Origin of the sequence: Actinacidiphila yanglinensis, assembly GCF_900107965.1 — a bacterium.
Taxonomy (GTDB): Bacteria; Actinomycetota; Actinomycetes; order Streptomycetales; family Streptomycetaceae; genus Actinacidiphila; species Actinacidiphila yanglinensis.
The window spans coordinates 229,670-245,938 of sequence record NZ_FNVU01000007.1; the positions used below are offsets into that span (position 1 = coordinate 229,670).

At 71.9% G+C, this 16,269-nt stretch carries 15 protein-coding genes and 3 tRNA genes; 4 read left to right on the forward strand and 14 right to left on the reverse strand.

From position 1 onward, the window contains the following. Window positions 1-306: 306 nt before the first annotated feature. From nusG to C4U44_RS18495, 3 genes are all read right to left on the reverse strand, one after another. Window positions 307-1,260, reverse strand: coding sequence for a transcription termination/antitermination protein NusG (gene nusG / locus C4U44_RS18485; protein WP_103886936.1), 954 nt, complete (start codon window positions 1,258-1,260; stop codon window positions 307-309). A gap of 88 nt (window positions 1,261-1,348) precedes the next feature. Continuing rightward, window positions 1,349-1,627 (reverse strand): preprotein translocase subunit SecE, encoded by a 279-nt coding sequence (gene secE / locus C4U44_RS18490; RefSeq protein WP_103886937.1) that lies wholly within the window; start codon window positions 1,625-1,627, stop codon window positions 1,349-1,351. Window positions 1,628-1,733: 106 nt separating this feature from the next. Continuing rightward, window positions 1,734-1,806 (reverse strand) — tRNA-Trp (locus C4U44_RS18495). Between the two features lie 163 nt (window positions 1,807-1,969). Here C4U44_RS18495 and C4U44_RS18500 point away from each other — a divergent pair. After that, window positions 1,970-3,208 carry a pyridoxal phosphate-dependent aminotransferase gene (locus C4U44_RS18500; protein ID WP_103886938.1) on the forward strand — a complete coding sequence of 413 codons (1,239 nt, stop codon included), beginning with the start codon at window positions 1,970-1,972 and terminating at the stop codon, window positions 3,206-3,208. A gap of 89 nt (window positions 3,209-3,297) precedes the next feature. Further along, entirely contained in the window at window positions 3,298-4,344 is a 1,047-nt protein-coding gene (locus C4U44_RS18505) for an adenosine deaminase (protein WP_103886939.1), read from the forward strand. A gap of 158 nt (window positions 4,345-4,502) precedes the next feature. Here C4U44_RS18505 and C4U44_RS18510 read toward each other — a convergent pair whose 3' ends face one another. The 8 genes from C4U44_RS18510 to C4U44_RS18545 form a co-directional block, all read right to left on the reverse strand. After that, the gene (locus C4U44_RS18510) at window positions 4,503-5,558 is read right to left on the reverse strand and encodes a UDP-N-acetylmuramate dehydrogenase (RefSeq protein WP_103886940.1); all 1,056 of its coding nucleotides are present in this window, start codon (window positions 5,556-5,558) and stop codon (window positions 4,503-4,505) included. A gap of 86 nt (window positions 5,559-5,644) precedes the next feature. Further along, window positions 5,645-7,066, reverse strand: a complete 1,422-nt coding sequence (locus C4U44_RS18515; RefSeq protein WP_103887105.1) for a DHA2 family efflux MFS transporter permease subunit — start codon at window positions 7,064-7,066, stop codon at window positions 5,645-5,647. 221 nt (window positions 7,067-7,287) lie between these two features. After that, on the reverse strand, window positions 7,288-7,833 hold the full coding sequence (locus C4U44_RS18520) for a TetR/AcrR family transcriptional regulator (RefSeq protein ID WP_103887106.1): 546 nt from the start codon (window positions 7,831-7,833) through the stop codon (window positions 7,288-7,290). A gap of 161 nt (window positions 7,834-7,994) precedes the next feature. Next, window positions 7,995-8,423: a MaoC family dehydratase gene (locus tag C4U44_RS18525; RefSeq protein WP_103886941.1), complete on the reverse strand. Its 429-nt coding sequence runs from the start codon at window positions 8,421-8,423 to the stop codon at window positions 7,995-7,997. After that, window positions 8,423-8,905: a MaoC family dehydratase N-terminal domain-containing protein gene (locus C4U44_RS18530; RefSeq protein WP_103886942.1), complete on the reverse strand. Its 483-nt coding sequence runs from the start codon at window positions 8,903-8,905 to the stop codon at window positions 8,423-8,425. Before C4U44_RS18530 ends, C4U44_RS18525 begins: the two co-directional genes overlap by 1 nt. Window positions 8,906-9,121: 216 nt before the next feature. Further along, window positions 9,122-9,286 carry a 50S ribosomal protein L33 gene (gene rpmG, locus C4U44_RS18535; RefSeq protein WP_004571794.1) on the reverse strand — a complete coding sequence of 55 codons (165 nt, stop codon included), beginning with the start codon at window positions 9,284-9,286 and terminating at the stop codon, window positions 9,122-9,124. A gap of 84 nt (window positions 9,287-9,370) precedes the next feature. Further along, window positions 9,371-9,443, reverse strand: a tRNA-Met gene (locus C4U44_RS18540). Window positions 9,444-9,489: 46 nt separating this feature from the next. Continuing rightward, window positions 9,490-9,562 (reverse strand) — tRNA-Thr (locus tag C4U44_RS18545). Window positions 9,563-9,928: 366 nt separating this feature from the next. Between C4U44_RS18545 and C4U44_RS18550 the strand changes: the two genes are divergently transcribed. Both C4U44_RS18550 and C4U44_RS18555 read left to right on the forward strand, forming a co-directional pair. Then, the gene (locus tag C4U44_RS18550) at window positions 9,929-11,290 is read left to right on the forward strand and encodes an amidohydrolase family protein (RefSeq protein WP_103886943.1); all 1,362 of its coding nucleotides are present in this window, start codon (window positions 9,929-9,931) and stop codon (window positions 11,288-11,290) included. Window positions 11,291-11,299: 9 nt separating this feature from the next. After that, window positions 11,300-11,965: an NAD(P)H-binding protein gene (locus C4U44_RS18555; RefSeq protein WP_103886944.1), complete on the forward strand. Its 666-nt coding sequence runs from the start codon at window positions 11,300-11,302 to the stop codon at window positions 11,963-11,965. A 99-nt stretch (window positions 11,966-12,064) separates the two neighbouring features. On the opposite strand, the gene C4U44_RS18560 is transcribed toward C4U44_RS18555, so the two are convergent. From C4U44_RS18560 to C4U44_RS18570, 3 genes are all read right to left on the reverse strand, one after another. Continuing rightward, window positions 12,065-12,424, reverse strand: a complete 360-nt coding sequence (locus C4U44_RS18560) for a DUF742 domain-containing protein (RefSeq protein ID WP_322973641.1) — start codon at window positions 12,422-12,424, stop codon at window positions 12,065-12,067. Between the two features lie 49 nt (window positions 12,425-12,473). After that, window positions 12,474-12,896, reverse strand: coding sequence for a roadblock/LC7 domain-containing protein (locus C4U44_RS18565; protein WP_103886946.1), 423 nt, complete (start codon window positions 12,894-12,896; stop codon window positions 12,474-12,476). A gap of 87 nt (window positions 12,897-12,983) precedes the next feature. Continuing rightward, window positions 12,984-15,926, reverse strand: coding sequence for a sensor histidine kinase (locus tag C4U44_RS18570; protein WP_103886947.1), 2,943 nt, complete (start codon window positions 15,924-15,926; stop codon window positions 12,984-12,986). Window positions 15,927-16,269: the final 343 nt, after the last annotated feature.

Consider the following 16,269-nt stretch of genomic DNA (forward strand, 5'->3'; position numbering starts at 1 on the left):
GCTCGGCTCCTCGGACGCCCGCTCCCCGGCGGCCGGCTCCTCGGTAGCGGCCTCCTCCGCCTCCTGCGACGGAAGCTCCCGCCGCGGGCGGTCGACCGGTTCCGGCCGTCGTTCACCTTCAGCCACGGGTACTCGAAGCCCATCCGGCCCGGCACCTTGAGCGGCAGCGCGGGTATCGTGCCGGCGCGTCGGCGCGGATCGGTGCCGCCGACTCCGCCTGCGGATCGCGGAGTTCGCCCCTCGCACGAGAAAGGCCCCTGCCCGGCGGCGAACCGCGGGGCAGGGGCCTTTCGAAGCCGGGTGGAACTAGTTCTTCTGGATCTGGTCGAAGCTCAGCTCGACCGGAGTCTCGCGGCCGAAGATCTCGACCAGGCCCTTGACCTTCTTCGAGTCCGGGTTGATCTCGTTGATCGTCGCCTGGAGGGTGGCGAAGGGGCCGTCGGTGACGGTGACCGAGTCGCCGACCTCGAAGTCCAGCACCTGGACCTCGACCTTGCGCGGCTGGGCCGTGCCCTCGGCGATGGCGGCGGCCTCGGCCGCGGCCTCCACCTCGGGGGCGAGCATCTTGACGATCTCGTCCAGCGTCAGCGGGTAGGGGTCGTAGGCGTTCCCCACGAAGCCGGTGACGCCCGGGGTGTTGCGGACCACGCCCCACGACTCGTTGGTGAGGTCCATACGGACCAGCACGTAGCCGGGGAGCTTGTTCTGCCGGATGGTCTTCCGGTCGCCGTTCTTGATCTGGACTACTTCTTCCTGGGGCACTTCGGCCTGGTAGATGTACTCCTCGACGTTGAGCGAGACGGCGCGCTGCTCAAGGTTGGACTTCACGCGGTTCTCGTAACCCGCGTAGGTGTGGATGACGTACCACTCGCCGGGCAGCGTGCGCAGTTCCTCGCGGAACGCGGCGACCGCGTCGACCGGCTCGGCGGCGGCGTCGCCCTCGGCCTCGCCGGCATCCTGGGCCGCGTCGTCGTCCGCCGCCTCGTCCTCAGCGTCGTCGGCGGCCTCGGCGTCCTCGGAGTCCTCGGCGGCCTCAGCGTCCTCGGAATCGTCCGCGGCCTCAGTGTCCTCGGCGGCGTCGGCGTCCTCAGCTTCGTCGGCGGCCTCGGCGTCCTCGGAACCCTCGGCGTGCACGGCGTCCTGCTCGGCAGGCTCCTCCGCGTCCTGGTCCGCAGCCTCGGCCTGGATGTCGAGCGCGGAGTCCTCTTCCTCCACGGACTCGTCGGCGACGTCGGCATCGTGCACGTTCGGGTCAGACACGGTGACTGCTTCTTCCTGACTTCTCAAAGGGTGGGACAGACGGCTCGACGCCATGGAGCCGGCGCGAGCCGCGGTATCGAGGGACAACTCATCCGAAGACGGACGAGACAAGCTTCTCGAAACCGTAGTCAACCACGCTGACGAAGGCGATGACGACGACAACGAACACAATCACCACAGTGGTGTACGTCGACAGGTCATTGCGGCTCGGCCAGACCACCTTGCGCAGTTCGGCGACGATCTGGCGGTAGAAGAGAGCGAGACGGCCGAGCGGGCCCTTCTTGCCGCGCTTGCCGCGGCGGGGCTTCTTGGCGGTCTCCTTGTCGTCCTCAGCCGGGACCTCAACGGAGTCCGTGATCTCAGTCACTCGTCCTCACCTGACTCCGGGTCGTGGCCATGCCGCGCCCGTCGCGCGGTACGGCGAGTGCTCCTGCTTACTACCTGCGCCCACGCCCACCGTCGGACGTGTGGAGCAGGGCCGGAGGGACTTGAACCCCCAACCGCTGGTTTTGGAGACCAGTGCTCTACCAATTGAGCTACGACCCTACGCTGACACCCCCAACGTACCGCAAGGGGGCGTTGGGAAGGCCACCGACCGCTGAGTGTACGTGGTCCGGGCCGCGCCGTCGAACGCCTTGCACCCGAAAGAGCCGAACCGGCCCTCGGAACACGGGTGCCGGGCCCACCCGGGGTCTGGGACGATGCAGTCATGAGCGCAGCTACTCCCTCCGCACAGTCTGCAACCGATCGGCGGGTGTCGGCCCGCGTCGGGTCGATCTCCGAGTCCGCGACGCTGGCCGTGGACGCCAAGGCCAAGGCCCTCAAGGCCGCCGGGCGTCCGGTGATCGGCTTCGGCGCCGGCGAGCCCGACTTTCCCACGCCCGACTACATCGTCGAGGCGGCCGTGGAAGCCTGCCGGAACCCGAAGTACCACCGCTACACCCCGGCCGGCGGCCTGCCGGAGCTGAAGACGGCCATCGCCGCCAAGACGCTCCGCGACTCCGGCTACGAGGTGGACGCCTCGCAGGTCCTGGTCACCAACGGCGGGAAGCAGGCGATCTACGAGGCGTTCGCCGCCATCCTCGACCCGGGCGACGAGGTCATCGTGCCCGCCCCGTACTGGACCACCTACCCCGAGTCGATCCGGCTGGCCGGCGGCGTGCCGGTCGAGGTCGTCGCGGACGAGACCACCGGCTACCGGGTGTCGGTGGAGCAGTTGGAGGCGGCCCGCACCGAGCGCACCAAGGTGGTGCTCTTCGTCTCGCCGTCCAACCCCACCGGCGCGGTCTACGGCGAGGCCGAGTCCGAGGCGATCGGCCGCTGGGCCGTGGAGCACGGCCTGTGGGTGCTCACCGACGAGATCTACGAGCACCTGGTCTACGGCGACGCGAAGTTCACCTCGCTGCCCGCGATCGTCCCCGAGCTCCGCGACAAGTGCGTCGTGGTCAACGGCGTCGCGAAGACGTACGCGATGACGGGCTGGCGGGTCGGGTGGATCGTCGGCCCCAAGGACGTGGTGAAGGCCGCGGCGAACCTCCAGTCGCACGCCACCTCCAACGTGAACAACGTGGCGCAGGTCGCGGCCCTCGCCGCGGTGACCGGCGACCTGTCCGCGGTCGCCGAGATGCGCGCCGCCTTCGACCGCCGCCGGCAGACCATCGTCCGGATGCTCAACGAGATCGACGGCGTGGTCTGCCCGGTCCCCGAGGGCGCCTTCTACGCCTACCCGTCGGTGAAGGCCCTGCTCGGCAAGGAGATCCGCGGCAAGCGCCCGCAGACCTCGGTGGAACTGGCCGCCCTCATCCTCGACGAGGCCGAGGTCGCGGTGGTCCCGGGTGAGGCGTTCGGCACACCCGGCTACCTGCGGTTGAGCTACGCGCTGGGCGACGAGGACCTGGTCGAGGGCGTCTCCAGGCTGCAGAAGCTGCTCGGCGAGGCGACGGACTGACCCTCGCGCGTCCCGCTCGCGTTTTCGGGCAAGCCCCCGTTCGGAGAAAATGGTTCCGGGCGGGGGCCGACGTATAGCAGGATCTTGGAATGGCACGCGAGGTAGGAACCGAGGTGGGTACGACGGCGCGCGAGGTCCGCGAGCTGCCCAAGGCGCATCTGCATCTGCACTTCACCGGGTCCATGCGGCCCGCGACCCTGCTGGAACTGGCCGACAAGCACGGCGTGCACCTGCCCGAGGCGCTGACCTCGGGCGAACCGCCGAAGCTGCGGGCCACCGACGAGCGCGGCTGGTTCCGCTTCCAGCGGCTCTACGACATCGCCCGGTCCTGCCTGCGCACCCCGGAGGACATCCAGCGGCTGGTGCGCGAGGCCGCGGAGGAGGACGCCGCCGACGGCTCCGGCTGGCTGGAGATCCAGGTCGACCCGACGTCGTACGCGCCGCGCCTCGGTGGCCTGATCCCCACCATGGAGATCATCCTCGACGCCGTGCGCACCGCCTCCCGCGACACCGGGGTCGGCATGGCCGTCATCGTGGCCGCCAACCGCATGAAGCACCCGCTGGACGCCCGTACGCTGGCCCGCCTCGCGGTCCGCTATGCCGACCAGGGCGTGATCGGGTTCGGCCTGTCCAACGACGAACGGCGCGGCCTGGCCCGCGACTTCGACCGGGCCTTCGCCATCGCGCACGAGGGCGGCCTGCTCGCCGCGCCGCACGGCGGGGAGCTGTCCGGCCCGTCCAGCGTGCGCGACTGCCTCGACGACCTGCACGCCCAGCGGGTCGGGCACGGCGTCCGGGCCGCCGAGGATCCCTTCCTGCTGCGCCGCCTGGCCGACTCCGGGATCACCTGCGAGGTCTGCCCGACCTCCAACGTCGCCCTCGGGGTCTACGACAAACCTGAGGACGTGCCGCTGCGCACCCTCTGGGACGCCGGCGTCCCGATGGCCCTCGGCGCGGACGACCCCCTGCTGTTCGGCTCCCGCCTCGCCGCGCAGTACGAGCTCGCCCGCGACGCCCACGGCTTCTCCGACCCCGAACTCGCGGAGCTGGCCCGCCAGTCCGTCCGCGCCTCCAGGGCCCCCCAGGACGTCCGCGACCGCCTCCTCACCGCCATCACCGCGTGGGCGGCACCCTGACCCCCCAGGCTGCCCCTGTCCGCCGGTTGAGGGACCACCTGCCGGTGGTGGGTTGGGGGTACCTCCCAGGCGGAGCTCTGGGGGGACCCCCACACCACCGCCGGACCGCAAGGTCCCGTAGCAACAGAACGGGGCACCCCGGAGGGTCAGGGCACCCTCTAGAGCCTCGCTCCGACGAACACCGGCTCGTTGACCAGGGTGACCCCGAACGCCTCGTGGACCCCCGCCCGCACCTCCCGGGCCAGCGCCAGCAGGTCCGCGGTGGTGGCCGCCCCCCGGTTCGTGAGCGCGAGCGCATGCTTCGTGGAGATCCGGGCCGGCCCGTCACCGTACCCCTTGGTGAACCCCGCCTTGTCGATCAGCCAGGCCGCGGACGTCTTCACGTGGTCCGCGGCGGCCGGGTACGCGGGCGGGATGACCTCCGCGCCGAGCCGCTCCTTCACCCGGACCAGGAACTCCGCGTGCTCGGCCGACGTCAGCACCGGGTTGGTGAAGAACGACCCGGCGGACCAGGTGTCGTGGTCGGCCGGATCGAGCACCATCCCCTTGCCCGCCCGGAGCCCCAGCACGGCCTCGCGGGCCCGTTCCAGCGGTACGCGGTCCCCCGGCCCGACACCGAGCGCCTTCGCCGTCTCCGCGTACTTCAGCGGCGCCGACAGCCCCTCCGCGTCCTCCAGTTCGAAGCGGACCCGCAGCACCACGAACCGTGCCGGGTCCTCCTTGAAGCGGCTGTGGCGGTAGGCGAAGGCGCACGCGGCGTTCGGCAGGGTGACGGTCTCGTCGCGCTGCCGGTCGTACGCCACCACCTCGCTGATCGCGGCCGAGACCTCCTGGCCGTACGCCCCGACGTTCTGGATCGGGGTCGCGCCGGCCGAGCCCGGGATACCAGCCAGGCACTCCACGCCGGCGAGGCCCGCCTCGACGGTGCGGGCCACGGCGTCCGTCCACACCTCACCCGCCGCCAGCTCCATCGCGGTGCCCCGGAGGGTCACCCCGCGGGTGGCGATCCGGACGGCGGTGCCCTCGAAGCCCTCGTCCGCGATCACCAGGTTGCTGCCGCCGCCGATCAGCAGCACCGGCTCGCGCCGCGCGTCCGCCTCGCGCACCGCCGCGACCACGTCCTCGTCGGTCCGCGCGGTGACCAGCCGCCGGGCCGGGCCCCCCAACCGGAAGGTGGTCAGCGGGGCGAGCTCGGCGTTCTCCGTTACGTCCACGCGGAAAGCCTACGTTCCCCGCGTGGAAGGCAGCTTCCACGCGGGGAACGCAGGCTCCGTGTCCCCGCGGCCCGTCCCGGCGGGCGCTAGTGTGCGCTCAGTTCCAGCCCGGCCGCGTCCTGCGGGTCCGCCAGGTCCTTCGGCGCCCCCTGGGCGGCCAGCGCGCGCCGGGTCGGGTTGAACAGCGCCGCGACCATGCCGAGCGCCAGCACCGACGCACCCACCCACAGGGCCGGGGTGAGCCCGTCCACGAAGGCCGACGGGGACTGGTAGCCGCCCTGCGCGGCGAAGATCGTGCTGAGCATCGCGATCCCGAGCGCGCCGCCGACCTCGCGCAGCGCGTTGTTCGTCCCGGAGGCGATCCCCTGCTCCGAGGCCCGGACCGAGCCCATCAGCAGGTTCGTCGCGGGGGCGAAGAACAGCGCCATCCCGACGCCGCTGATGATCAGCGCGGGCAGCTGCGCGGCGTACGTCGTGTCCGTCGCGACCACCGAGGCGAACCAGCCGAGGCCGACGGCCTGGAGCCCCAGCCCCGCGGCGACGACCACCCGGCCGCCGATCCGGTCCGAGAGGTAGCCGGCGAACGGCGAGACGATCATCGGCATCCCGGTCCACGGCAGCATCCGCAACCCCGCCTCGGTGGGGCCGTACCCGGCGACGGTCTGCAGGAACTGGCTGAGCAGGAAGATCGATCCGAACATCCCGACGTACATCAGCATGCTGGTCGCGTTGGTCGCCGCGAAGCCGCGGTTGGCGAACATCCGCATCGGCACCATCGGCCGCTTCGCGGTGAAGCCGTGCCGGATGAACGCCGCCACCAGCACGCCGCCGCCTATCAGGCCGGACAGCACCCGGGCGCTGGTCCAGCCGTGGTCGGTCGCGCTGACCAGGGCGTAGACGATGCCGAAGAGGCCGAGGCTGATCAGCGCGGTGCCGCGGAAGTCCAGCCGGGCGTCGGGGGCGAAGGACTCGCGCAGCTTCAGCCGGGCCAGCGGCAGCAGTGCCAGGCCGATCGGGACGTTCAGCCAGAAGATCCAGTGCCAGGAGATGTGCTGGGTGAGGCTGCCGCCGATCAGCGGGCCGCAGGCGACCGCGAGGCCGTTGGCCGCGCCCCAGATCCCGTAGGCCATACCGCGCTTGTCCTTCGGCACGGCCGCGGTCAGCAGGGTCAGGGTGAGCGGCATCATGATCGCGCCGCCCACGCCCTGCACCGCCCGCGCGGCGATCAGGGCGCCGATCCCGGAGGAGAGGGCGGCGGCGGCCGAGGCCCCGGTGAAGATGGTGATGCCGATCAGGAAGAGCCGGCGCCGCCCGAAGCGGTCGCCCAGCGCGGCGCCGAACATCAGCAGCACCGCGAAGGTCAGCGTGTAGGCGCTCACCGTCCACTCCAGGTCGGACAGCGCCCCGCCCAGGCTCTTGCGGATGGACGGCAGCGCGGTCGTGACGACCAGGTTGTCCAGCGCCGCCATGAAGCCCGCGACGCTCGTGATGACCAGGGCCCAGCCCATTCCGGGCCCCTTCTTCCCGTCCTCGTCGAGCGGCGCTCCCGGCTTGGCGAGCGAGGTGCCCGGTGCCTGCGCCCGTGCCCGCCCCTGCGGTTCCTGCTGTTCGCTACTCACGTTCCTGCCCCCTGCTGGATTCGGAATGACCGTGTCCACTTATTAGTTATTGATCACTAAGTTTCGACCCCAAAAAAGGGGCCCCACCCGCCCGGCCCGGGCCGGGCCGGTCACTCGGGTCGCGCCGACTGGTAGAAGCCCTCCCAGTTGCGGTGCCCGGGCGGAAAGCCCAGCGAGACCAGGGTGTTGACCAGCATCCCGTAGGCGAAGAACGTCGTCGTCTCCTCGACCTCGGCACCCAGGTCCAGGTGGACCGAGTCCCACATCTGCTGCCACCCGTCCCGCAGGGTCGCGCCGAACTCGTGGTCGCCGCCCGCCTCCGCCGCCGCGACCGCGGCGTACGTCTGCATCTGCATCAGCAGCTTGTCGGGGTCGTCCCTGATCAGCTGCTGGTAGGCGGCGGCCATCGCCTCGAGCTTCTCCTCGGCAGGCACCCCCTGGGCGGCCTTCGAGAAGACCTCCCGGGTCGCCGCGAGGCAGTACTCCGCCGCCGCGATGAACATGGCCTGCTTGTTCGGGAAGAGCCGGAACAGGTACGGCTGCGAGACGCCGACGCGGCGGGCGATCGCCTCGGTGGAGGTGCCCTTGTAGCCGCCTTGGGCGAACTCGCTCATCGCCGCGTGGACGACGCTGATGCGCCGCTCCTCTGCGCTCATCCTGACCATGGCCACAAAGTTAGTGGCCAATCACTTACCTGTCAACCCGGGGGGCGGAGTGCCCCGTACGGCGCGGGGCACTCCGGCGGGTCCGGCGAGAACGCGGGCGAGGCCACACAGTGGCGACTCGGGCGCGAACTCGGACGAGCTCGGGCGAGGACTCAGGCGAGGACCACCGTGGCCCGGGACATGCCCAGGACCTTCTGGTCGTCCGCGGTGGCGGTGAGGTCGACCCGGACGCGGTTGTCGTCGAGCTTGGCCGCGACCTTGGCGGTGACGTGGACGGTCGCGCCGCGCTCGTCGTTGGGCACGACGACCGGCCGGGTGAAGCGGACGCCGTACTCCTCGACCGCGCCGGGGTCGACGGTCCAGTCGGTGACGACCCGGATCGCGACGGCCATGGTGAACATGCCGTGCGCGATGACGTCGGGCAGACCCACCTCGCGGGCGAACTTCTCGTTCCAGTGAATGGGGTTGAAGTCGCCGGAGGCGCCGGCGTACTGGACGAGGGTGGCCCGGCTGATCGGGAAGTCCCGGGCCGGCAGTTCGGTGCCGACCTCGACGTCGTCGTAGGAGATTGCCGCTGCCATCACGCGTCCCCGTTCGTGTCGTTGCCGCTCTCGGCGGTGTCGGCCGCGCGGGACACCAGCTTCGTCCAGGCGGTCACCACGTGCTCGCCGGACGCGTCGTGGACCTCGCCGCGGATCTGGACGATGTCGTTTCCCGCGAGGGACTTGACCGACTCGATCGTGGAGGTGACCGCGAGCCGGTCGCCGGCCCGGACCGGGCGGCTGTAGGCGAACTTCTGGTCACCATGCACCACCCGGCTGTAGTCGAGGCCGAGTTCGGGATCGCTGATCACCAGGCTCGCCGCCTTGTAGCTGATCGCGAAGGCGAAGGTGGGCGGTGCGATCACGTCGGAGTGGCCCAGCGCCTTGGCCGCGTCCGGGTCGACGTACGCCGGGTTCGGGTCGCCGATCGCCTCGGCGAACTCGCGGATCTTCTCCCGGCCGACCTCGTAGACGGCGCCGGGCGGATAGCTCCGCCCCACGAAGGACGGGTCGAGGGCCATCATTACCTCCGGTACGGATGGGTCGAGACATGCCATGAGGCCGTCCCCGGATACGGGAACGGCCTCACGGTAGGACTTTGCCGGTCTGGACCGGCGGTCAGCCGATGCTGAGCCTGAAACGCGGACTGCTGGAGCGGACCGCACCTCGGCGACCCGCGACGGGCGGCTTCGGTTCGGCGGCGCCTGAACGGTCGCCGCCTCGCGTCGCCGCCTGCCTCAGCGGGTCTCGCGGTGAGCGGTGTGAGCGTTGCAGCGAGGGCAGTGCTTCTTCATCTCAAGACGGTCCGGGTCGTTGCGCCGGTTCTTCTTGGTGATGTAGTTCCGCTCCTTGCACTCCACGCAGGCCAGCGTGATCTTCGGGCGGACGTCGGTGGCGGCCACGTGAGTGCTCCTTGACGAACGAGTGTGATGAACACAGGAAGAGTAGCCGATCGAGGGACCGAACCCGCAATCGGCTACGGAGAGTAGCGGCGACCGGACTTGAACCGGTGACACAGCGATTATGAGCCGCTTGCTCTACCGACTGAGCTACGCCGCTTCGACGAACTGGCCCCCGCCGTGACGGCGGGGAACCGATCCATCAGAGCCCCAATACGGAATCGAACCGTAGACCTTCTCCTTACCATGGAGACGCTCTACCGACTGAGCTATTGGGGCGAGCGAGGAAGACATTACACGCTCCGCAGCGATACGTGAAATCCGTATCCGGCAGGGCACATCGGACCTGGCGGACACCTCAACCACGCCTCCCCCGGGCCTGGTCGGCGCCCTTTTGCGGCCCCGCCGGCCCGCCCGCACGCCCCGTTCCGCGCGACCCCGACCGGTACGACTAATGCGCTCCTGCCGGGACCGCGCCATCGGGCGCCCTACGCTCGGAGGGCGTGATCATGCCGTACTCCGTTTCGTGATCCCCTGAGATCGTCGGTGATCCCCGCCGATCCCCACCGATCTCCGGTGATCTCGGTATTCCTGTCCCGTGATCCTGCCTCCCACCGCCAGCCAGGCCCGCACCGGAGGAGCGCGATGACCGACAGCCCCCGCAGCACCACCGCGGAGACCGCCACCCTGCTGCTGTGCGGTGCCCGGCTGACCGACGGCCGGACCGTCGACGTCCGGCTGAGCGGACCGCGGATCGAGGCCGTGGGCACCGCGGGCAGCCTCGCCGTGTCCGCCGACCGCCCCGACCGCAGCGGTGAGCGGGCCGCGGACCGACCCGAGCGCGGCGACCGCACCGACCGCATCGACCGGCCGGACCGCACCGACCGCGGCGCCCGGATCGACCTGCGCGGCTACCTGCTGCTGCCCGCGCCCGCCGAACCGCACGCCCACCTCGACTTCGCGCTCACCGCGGGCGGCCCGCCGTCCGGCGACACCGAGGACGTCCAGCGCCGCGCCACCGAGGCCGCGCTGCTCCAGCTCGGCCACGGCGCCACGGCGGTGCGCAGCCATGTGGGCATCGGCGATGTCCGCGGCCTGCGCTCGCTGGAGGCGGTCCTCCAGGCACGGCAGTCGCTGCGCGGGCTGCTGGACGTGCAGGTGGTGGCCGTGCCGCGGCTGCTGACCGGCGCGGCGGGCGCGGACGGCCTGGCGATGCTGCGGGACGCGCTGAAGATGGGTGCGGCGGCGGTGGGCGGTTGCCCCGACCTCGACCCGGACCCCAGCGGCTACACGGAGGCGGTGCTCTCGCTGGCCGCGGAGTTCGGGCTGCCGGTCGATCTGCACACCTCCGCCGAGGACCCGGCCCGGATGGCCCGGCTGGCCGCGATGGCCGGCGGGCTGCGGCCCGGCGTCACCCTCGGCCCCTGCCACGGGCTGCCCGCGCTCGGCCCCGACGCGGTGGCGCGCACCGCCGACCGGCTCGCCGCCGCGGGCGTCTCGGTGGTCGCCCTTCCGCAGGGCGGCTGCGGCGCCCTGGACCACTGCGCGCCCGCGCCCGGCACCGCCGCCGCCCGCGCCGCCGCGTCCCTGCGCCCGCTCGTCCCGCTCACCGCGGTCCGCACGCTGCGCTCGGCGGGTGTGCGGGTCACCGCGGGCAGCGGCGCGCTGTGCGACCTCGCCAACCCGGTCGGCCGCGGCGACCCGCTGGAGGCGGCCTACCTGCTCGCTTCCCACGGCGAGTGCGCTCCCCCGCAGGCGTACGGCCTGATCAGCGCGGAGGCCCGGGCCGTCCTCGGTCTGCCGGAAGTACGCGTGGAGGCCGGTTTCCCGGCCGAGTTGCTCGCGGTGCGCGGGGAGAGCCTGGCCGGTGTCCTCTCGCTGGCCTACAGCCGGATCGTGATCCACCGCGGCCGGGTGGTCTCCCGGACCAGCGCGGTGCGCGAGTACTGCGACTCGGCCGGCGACGCAGCCCTGGATCTCCCACGGCAGGCGCACCGTCAGGCGTAGCGTCGGGGCATGCGTACGGTGATCGCTGGTGGACACGGACAGATCGCGCTGCGGCTCGAACGGCTGCTGGCCCAACGCGGCGACAGCGCGGCGGGGTTGATCCGCAATGCCGCCCAGGCCGACGACCTGCGGGCGGTGGGTGCCGAACCGGTCGTGCTCGACCTGGAGTCGGCGACGGTGGAGCAGGTGGCGGCGACGCTGGAGGGCGCCGACGCGGCGGTTTTCGCGGCCGGCGCGGGTGCCGGTTCGGGCGCCGAGCGCAAGCAGACCGTCGACCTGGGCGCGGCCGTGCTGCTCGCGGACGCTGCCGTCCGGGCCGGCGTGCGGCGCTTCCTGGTGGTCTCGTCGATGGGCGCGGATCCGGCGGCCAGGGGCATGGACCCCGTCTTCAGCGCCTACTTGCGGGCGAAGGGCGTGGCGGACGACGAGGTGCGGGCGCGAGCGGGCCTGGACTGGACGATCGTGCGCCCGGGTGCCCTGACGAACGACAGCGGGACCGGCCGGGTCCGGCTGGCGGAATCCACCGGCCGGGGCGAGATCGCGCGGGACGACGTGGCCGCGGTGCTGGCGGAGATGCTCGTGGTGCCGCAGACCGCCGGGAAGACGCTGGAGCTGATCGCGGGCTCCGACCCGGTGGCCGACGCGGTGCGCGCGGCGGGGTCGTTCGGGTCCTGAGGGACCGGTGCCGCGCGGCCGACGGGCGGCGGTCGGGCCGCGGCTGCCGGGCTGCGCGTCCGACGGACGCGGGACCTCGGCCGGCCGGTGCCGGCACCCTCAGAGGCCGCGCAACCCGACGAGCACCCGCTCCAGCAGCGTGACGTCCGGCCGTCCTCCGGCGTGACCCGGCTGCTGGACGTTGACGAACCCGCTCTCGGCCAGGTCACCGACCAGGACGCGGGTCACGCCGAGCGGGATGTTCAGCAGCGCGGAGATCTCGGCCACCGAGGTGAGGTTCATGCACAGCCGGCAGATCGCCTGTTGCTCGGGAAAGAGGCGTACGCCGCTCTCCCAGGCGCGCGCGCTGGTACTCACCAGTGCTTCGAGCGCGAAGTCGGTCCGCGCTGTGGTGCGCCCCCGCGTGACGGCGTAGGGGCGTACGAACGGCGACGAGTTGCGCCTGCGGTCTCCACTCACGAACGCACATCCTTCCGGGTGTGACTCGGACAGCCGATCGCACCGGGACTCAGCCCGCGGCCGCGTTCTGCAGCTCCCGGCGCACGGCGGGGGTGAGCACGTCGCCGGTCCGCTCGACCAGCAGGGTCATCTCGTAACCGACGACCTTCATGTCGCAGGTGGGTGCGGCCAGCACCACGAGGACGGAGCCGTCGCTGATCGACGTCAGGAAGAGGAAACCATTCAGCATGTCCACCACGGTCTGGGTGACCGCCCCGGCCTCGAACAGGGTGGCCGCCCCCTGCGTCAGGCTCACCAGGCCCGAGGCCATCGCGGCGAGTTGGTCGCCGCGGTCCTTGGGCAGGGACGCCGAGGCCAGCAGCTGGACGCCGTCCGAGGAGACGACCACCGCGTGTGCGACTCCGGGCACCTGCTTCACGAAGTTGGCGATGAGCCAGTTCAGGTTCTGCGCTTCGTTGCTCAAGTCGCTCATGGCTGTGGCTGCTTCCTATGCTGCTGAGGACGTCGTCCGACAGCGCTGCGGTCTGGGGCGCGGTGGACAAAGGGAACGACAACCCGCTCATCGCGGACCCGATCCGTCCGGGGACGGACCGCGCCCGTCACGCTCGGTCCCGTCCTTCCCCCGCCTGACGCCCTGGTGGAAGCTGGACAGCCGCTCCCTCATGAGGTTCGCCTGACGCGGTGTGGACGGCGCCGCGTTGGGCTGGGGCACGGCTCCGCTGCGCGGCGCCAGTCCGGCTGCGAGGTTGTCGAACGGCACCCGCCGGGGCAGGCCCTGCGCGGTGGAGCCGCCGGTGAGCGGGCCACCCGTCCCGCCGGCTGCCGGGCCGTTCGCCGGTCCGGCCCCGATGGCGCGTGGATCACCGTCCGGCCGGGCCCAGGAGGGCGACGGATGAGCGGCGTCCCTGCCGTCCCTCGTGTCCCGGGTGTCCCGGGCGTCCCTGGTGGGAAGTTGGGGCTGCTGCTGGGGCCGCGCGGGCAGTTGCGGGGACTGGCCGCCCGCCACGGGCCGTCCGGTGTCCGGGTGTCCCCGGTCCGGCTGGGCGCGCTCCGGCAGCCCTCGTCCGCCCTCGGGCTCCGGCCAACCCGACCTGGTCGACTCGAAGATCGGCAACCGGTCGGACCCGCGCCCGTCCGGCGCCTGGCCGGGGTACGAGTGCCGGCCGGACTGCGGGGGGTCGGGGACGTGGGAGCCGGCCGCCGGCAGGCCGGCCGCGTGGGACCCCTGCGGGGCCGCGCGATCCGGGCCGGCGCCGTTGAGCGGGTGCTCCTCGAGCGGTTGGGCGAACCACGAGAATCCGTGGCCGTCCGGGCCGCCCGCCTCGTCCTCCTCGTGGAACCAGGGGAAGCCGCCGTCGGGCGGGCCCGAGTGGCGCCCGGCCGGCGCCTCCTCGTACCGCCGCCCGCCGCCGGGCGGCTGGCCCGGCGCGCCGTAGGCACCGTCGAACCGCGGGTCGCCGACCGGCGGTCCCGACGGGACCCCGGAGCGCAGCACCCCGGCGAGTTCGGGGGTGTCGTACGGGCCGGGCCGCAGCGCGTTCTGGTCGAGGGGGTCGCCCGCGCCCGGGTCGACGTCGCCCACCGGGGTGAGCAGCGTCAGCGGGATCCGGATCAGCGCGTTCAGGCCGGTGCGGCCCGAACTGGTCAGCCGCACCTGGATGCCGTACTTGGCGGCCAGCCGGCCGACCACGAACAGCCCCATCCGGCGGGAGATCGCCACGTCGAGCACCGGCGGCTCGGCGAGCCGGCGGTTGATCCGCTCCAGCTCCTCCGGGCGGATGCCGATCCCCGCGTCCGCGATGTCCAGCACCACGTCGCCGGCGGTGAGCATCTTGGCGCCCACCAGTACCTGGGTCTCCGGGCCGGAGAACGCCGTGGCGTTCTCGATGAGTTCGGCCACGAGGTGGACGACGTCGGTCGCGGCGTGACCGGTGACGGCCACGTCGGGCAGCTCGTAGAGCACGACCCGCTCGTACTGCTCGACCTCGGCGGTGGCGGCGCGGACCAGGTCGAAGAGCGACACCGGCTGGTTCCAGCGGCGGCCCTGCTCCTCGCCCGCGAGCACCAGCAGGTTCTCGTTGTTGCGGCGCATGCGCGTCGCGAGGTGGTCGAGCTGGAACAGGCTGGACAGCTGGCTCGGGTTCTGCTCGCTGTTCTCCAGGTCGTCGATCAGCTGCAGCTGGCGCAGCACGAGGCTCTCACTGCGCCGCGAGAGGTTGGTGAAGATCGCGTTGACGTTGCTGCGCATCCGCGCCTGCTCGGTGGCGAGCCGGACCGCCTCGACGTGCACGCGGTCGAACGCGCGCGCCACCTGGCCGACCTCGTCCTGCGTGCTGAGCTCGATCGGCGCGACCCGCACCGGCTCGTCGGTCTCCGTCGGCTCCACGTCGCGCAACCGGCGGACCGCCTCCGGCAGCCGGTTGTCCGCGACATCGAGTGCGGAGACGCGCAGCGTGCGCAGCGGCCGCACCACGGACCGGGCCAGCACCAGGGCGCCGAGGAAGGACAGTGCGACGACCGCGATGATGATCGCGATGTTCTCGTACAGCTGGGTGCGGTCGGCCGACACCAGGTGCGAGGCGCGGTGGTTCATGTCCGACACGGCCTGCTGCCGGACGATCCGGACCGCGGCGAGCTTGTCGGTCAGCTGGTCGAACGCGGTGGTCTTGCTGATGCCGAGGCTGTCGAGCGGGATGTCCTCCTGCGCGGCGGTGGAGACCGCCTGCACGGTGCCGTCGGCCGCGCCGACCTTGTCGCCGCTGACCGTCGACTGGTACAGGTTGAGCAGCGAGGTCGGCGCGTTGTTGGCGAGCGCGTCGCTGGCCGTCTCGAACTGCGCCTGCTCGATGTTCTCCTTCAGCTCCAGCGTGAAGTCGCCCCGGTCCAGCACGTCGACGAGGTAGCCGCGCTCGCTGGAGGTCTGCTGCTCGATCTGCTCGATCGAGGACAGTGTGGCGACCAGGCTGCCGAGCGTGTGGTCGGAGTTGACACCGGCGAGCTGGTCGCTGAAGTCCAGCAGGTCGTCGATGATCGTGGTGTACGCGCTGAAGGTCGGCGTACCGGCGCCGGCGGCCAGGCCCTTCGCCGAGGCGCGCAGCGGATCGAGGTCGCCGAGCCGGGCCTCGCCGCGTGCCCCGAGCTGCCGTACGGCGGCGGGCAGGGCGTCGATGCTGTCCCGGTGCTGCTGCAGGCTCTCGTCGAACTGCTTGATGTCCGCGCTGGTGGTCGTCTCGGCCGCGGCGAGCTGCTTGTCCTTCGCGGTGCCCGAGCCGTTGAGCGCGACCTCGGTGAGGTCGCGCTCGTCGTCGAGCGCGCCGACCAGCATGGAGATCTGTCCCGCGATCTGTGCCTGGTCCTGGATGTGCCGGGCGTTCTGGAGGCTGCCGACCTCCGACACCACGCGCACGCCGACCAGCGGGATGATCGCGATCAGCGGGACCAGGACCAGGACCAGCATGCGACTGCGCAGCCGCCAGTCGCCCAGGCGGGGCTTGATGTGCAACCGGGTGAGCAGACTTCCGACCAGGGCATTCCGCTTCGGAGCGGATGCGTCACCGGATCTGCGCGCGCCCGTCACGGTATCGCCACATTGTGATGCGCCACGCGGTCCCCCCGCCTTAACGGATACCCGGCTCCGCGAGACCGCTGGTCTTCCATTCACTAACCCTTAACACTCATAACGTCGCAGCATGACGCGGCGACGCTTGGTCATTCGGTTCACCACAACGAGCGCTCGACTCCGGTGCGCACCAAGCCGCGAGCGCTTTGCCGCCGCGTGCTTCCGCGCCCTCGTCGGGGACCCTCATTGCAGCACACGCACGCCCACGGGGGCAAAGGATGCCGCT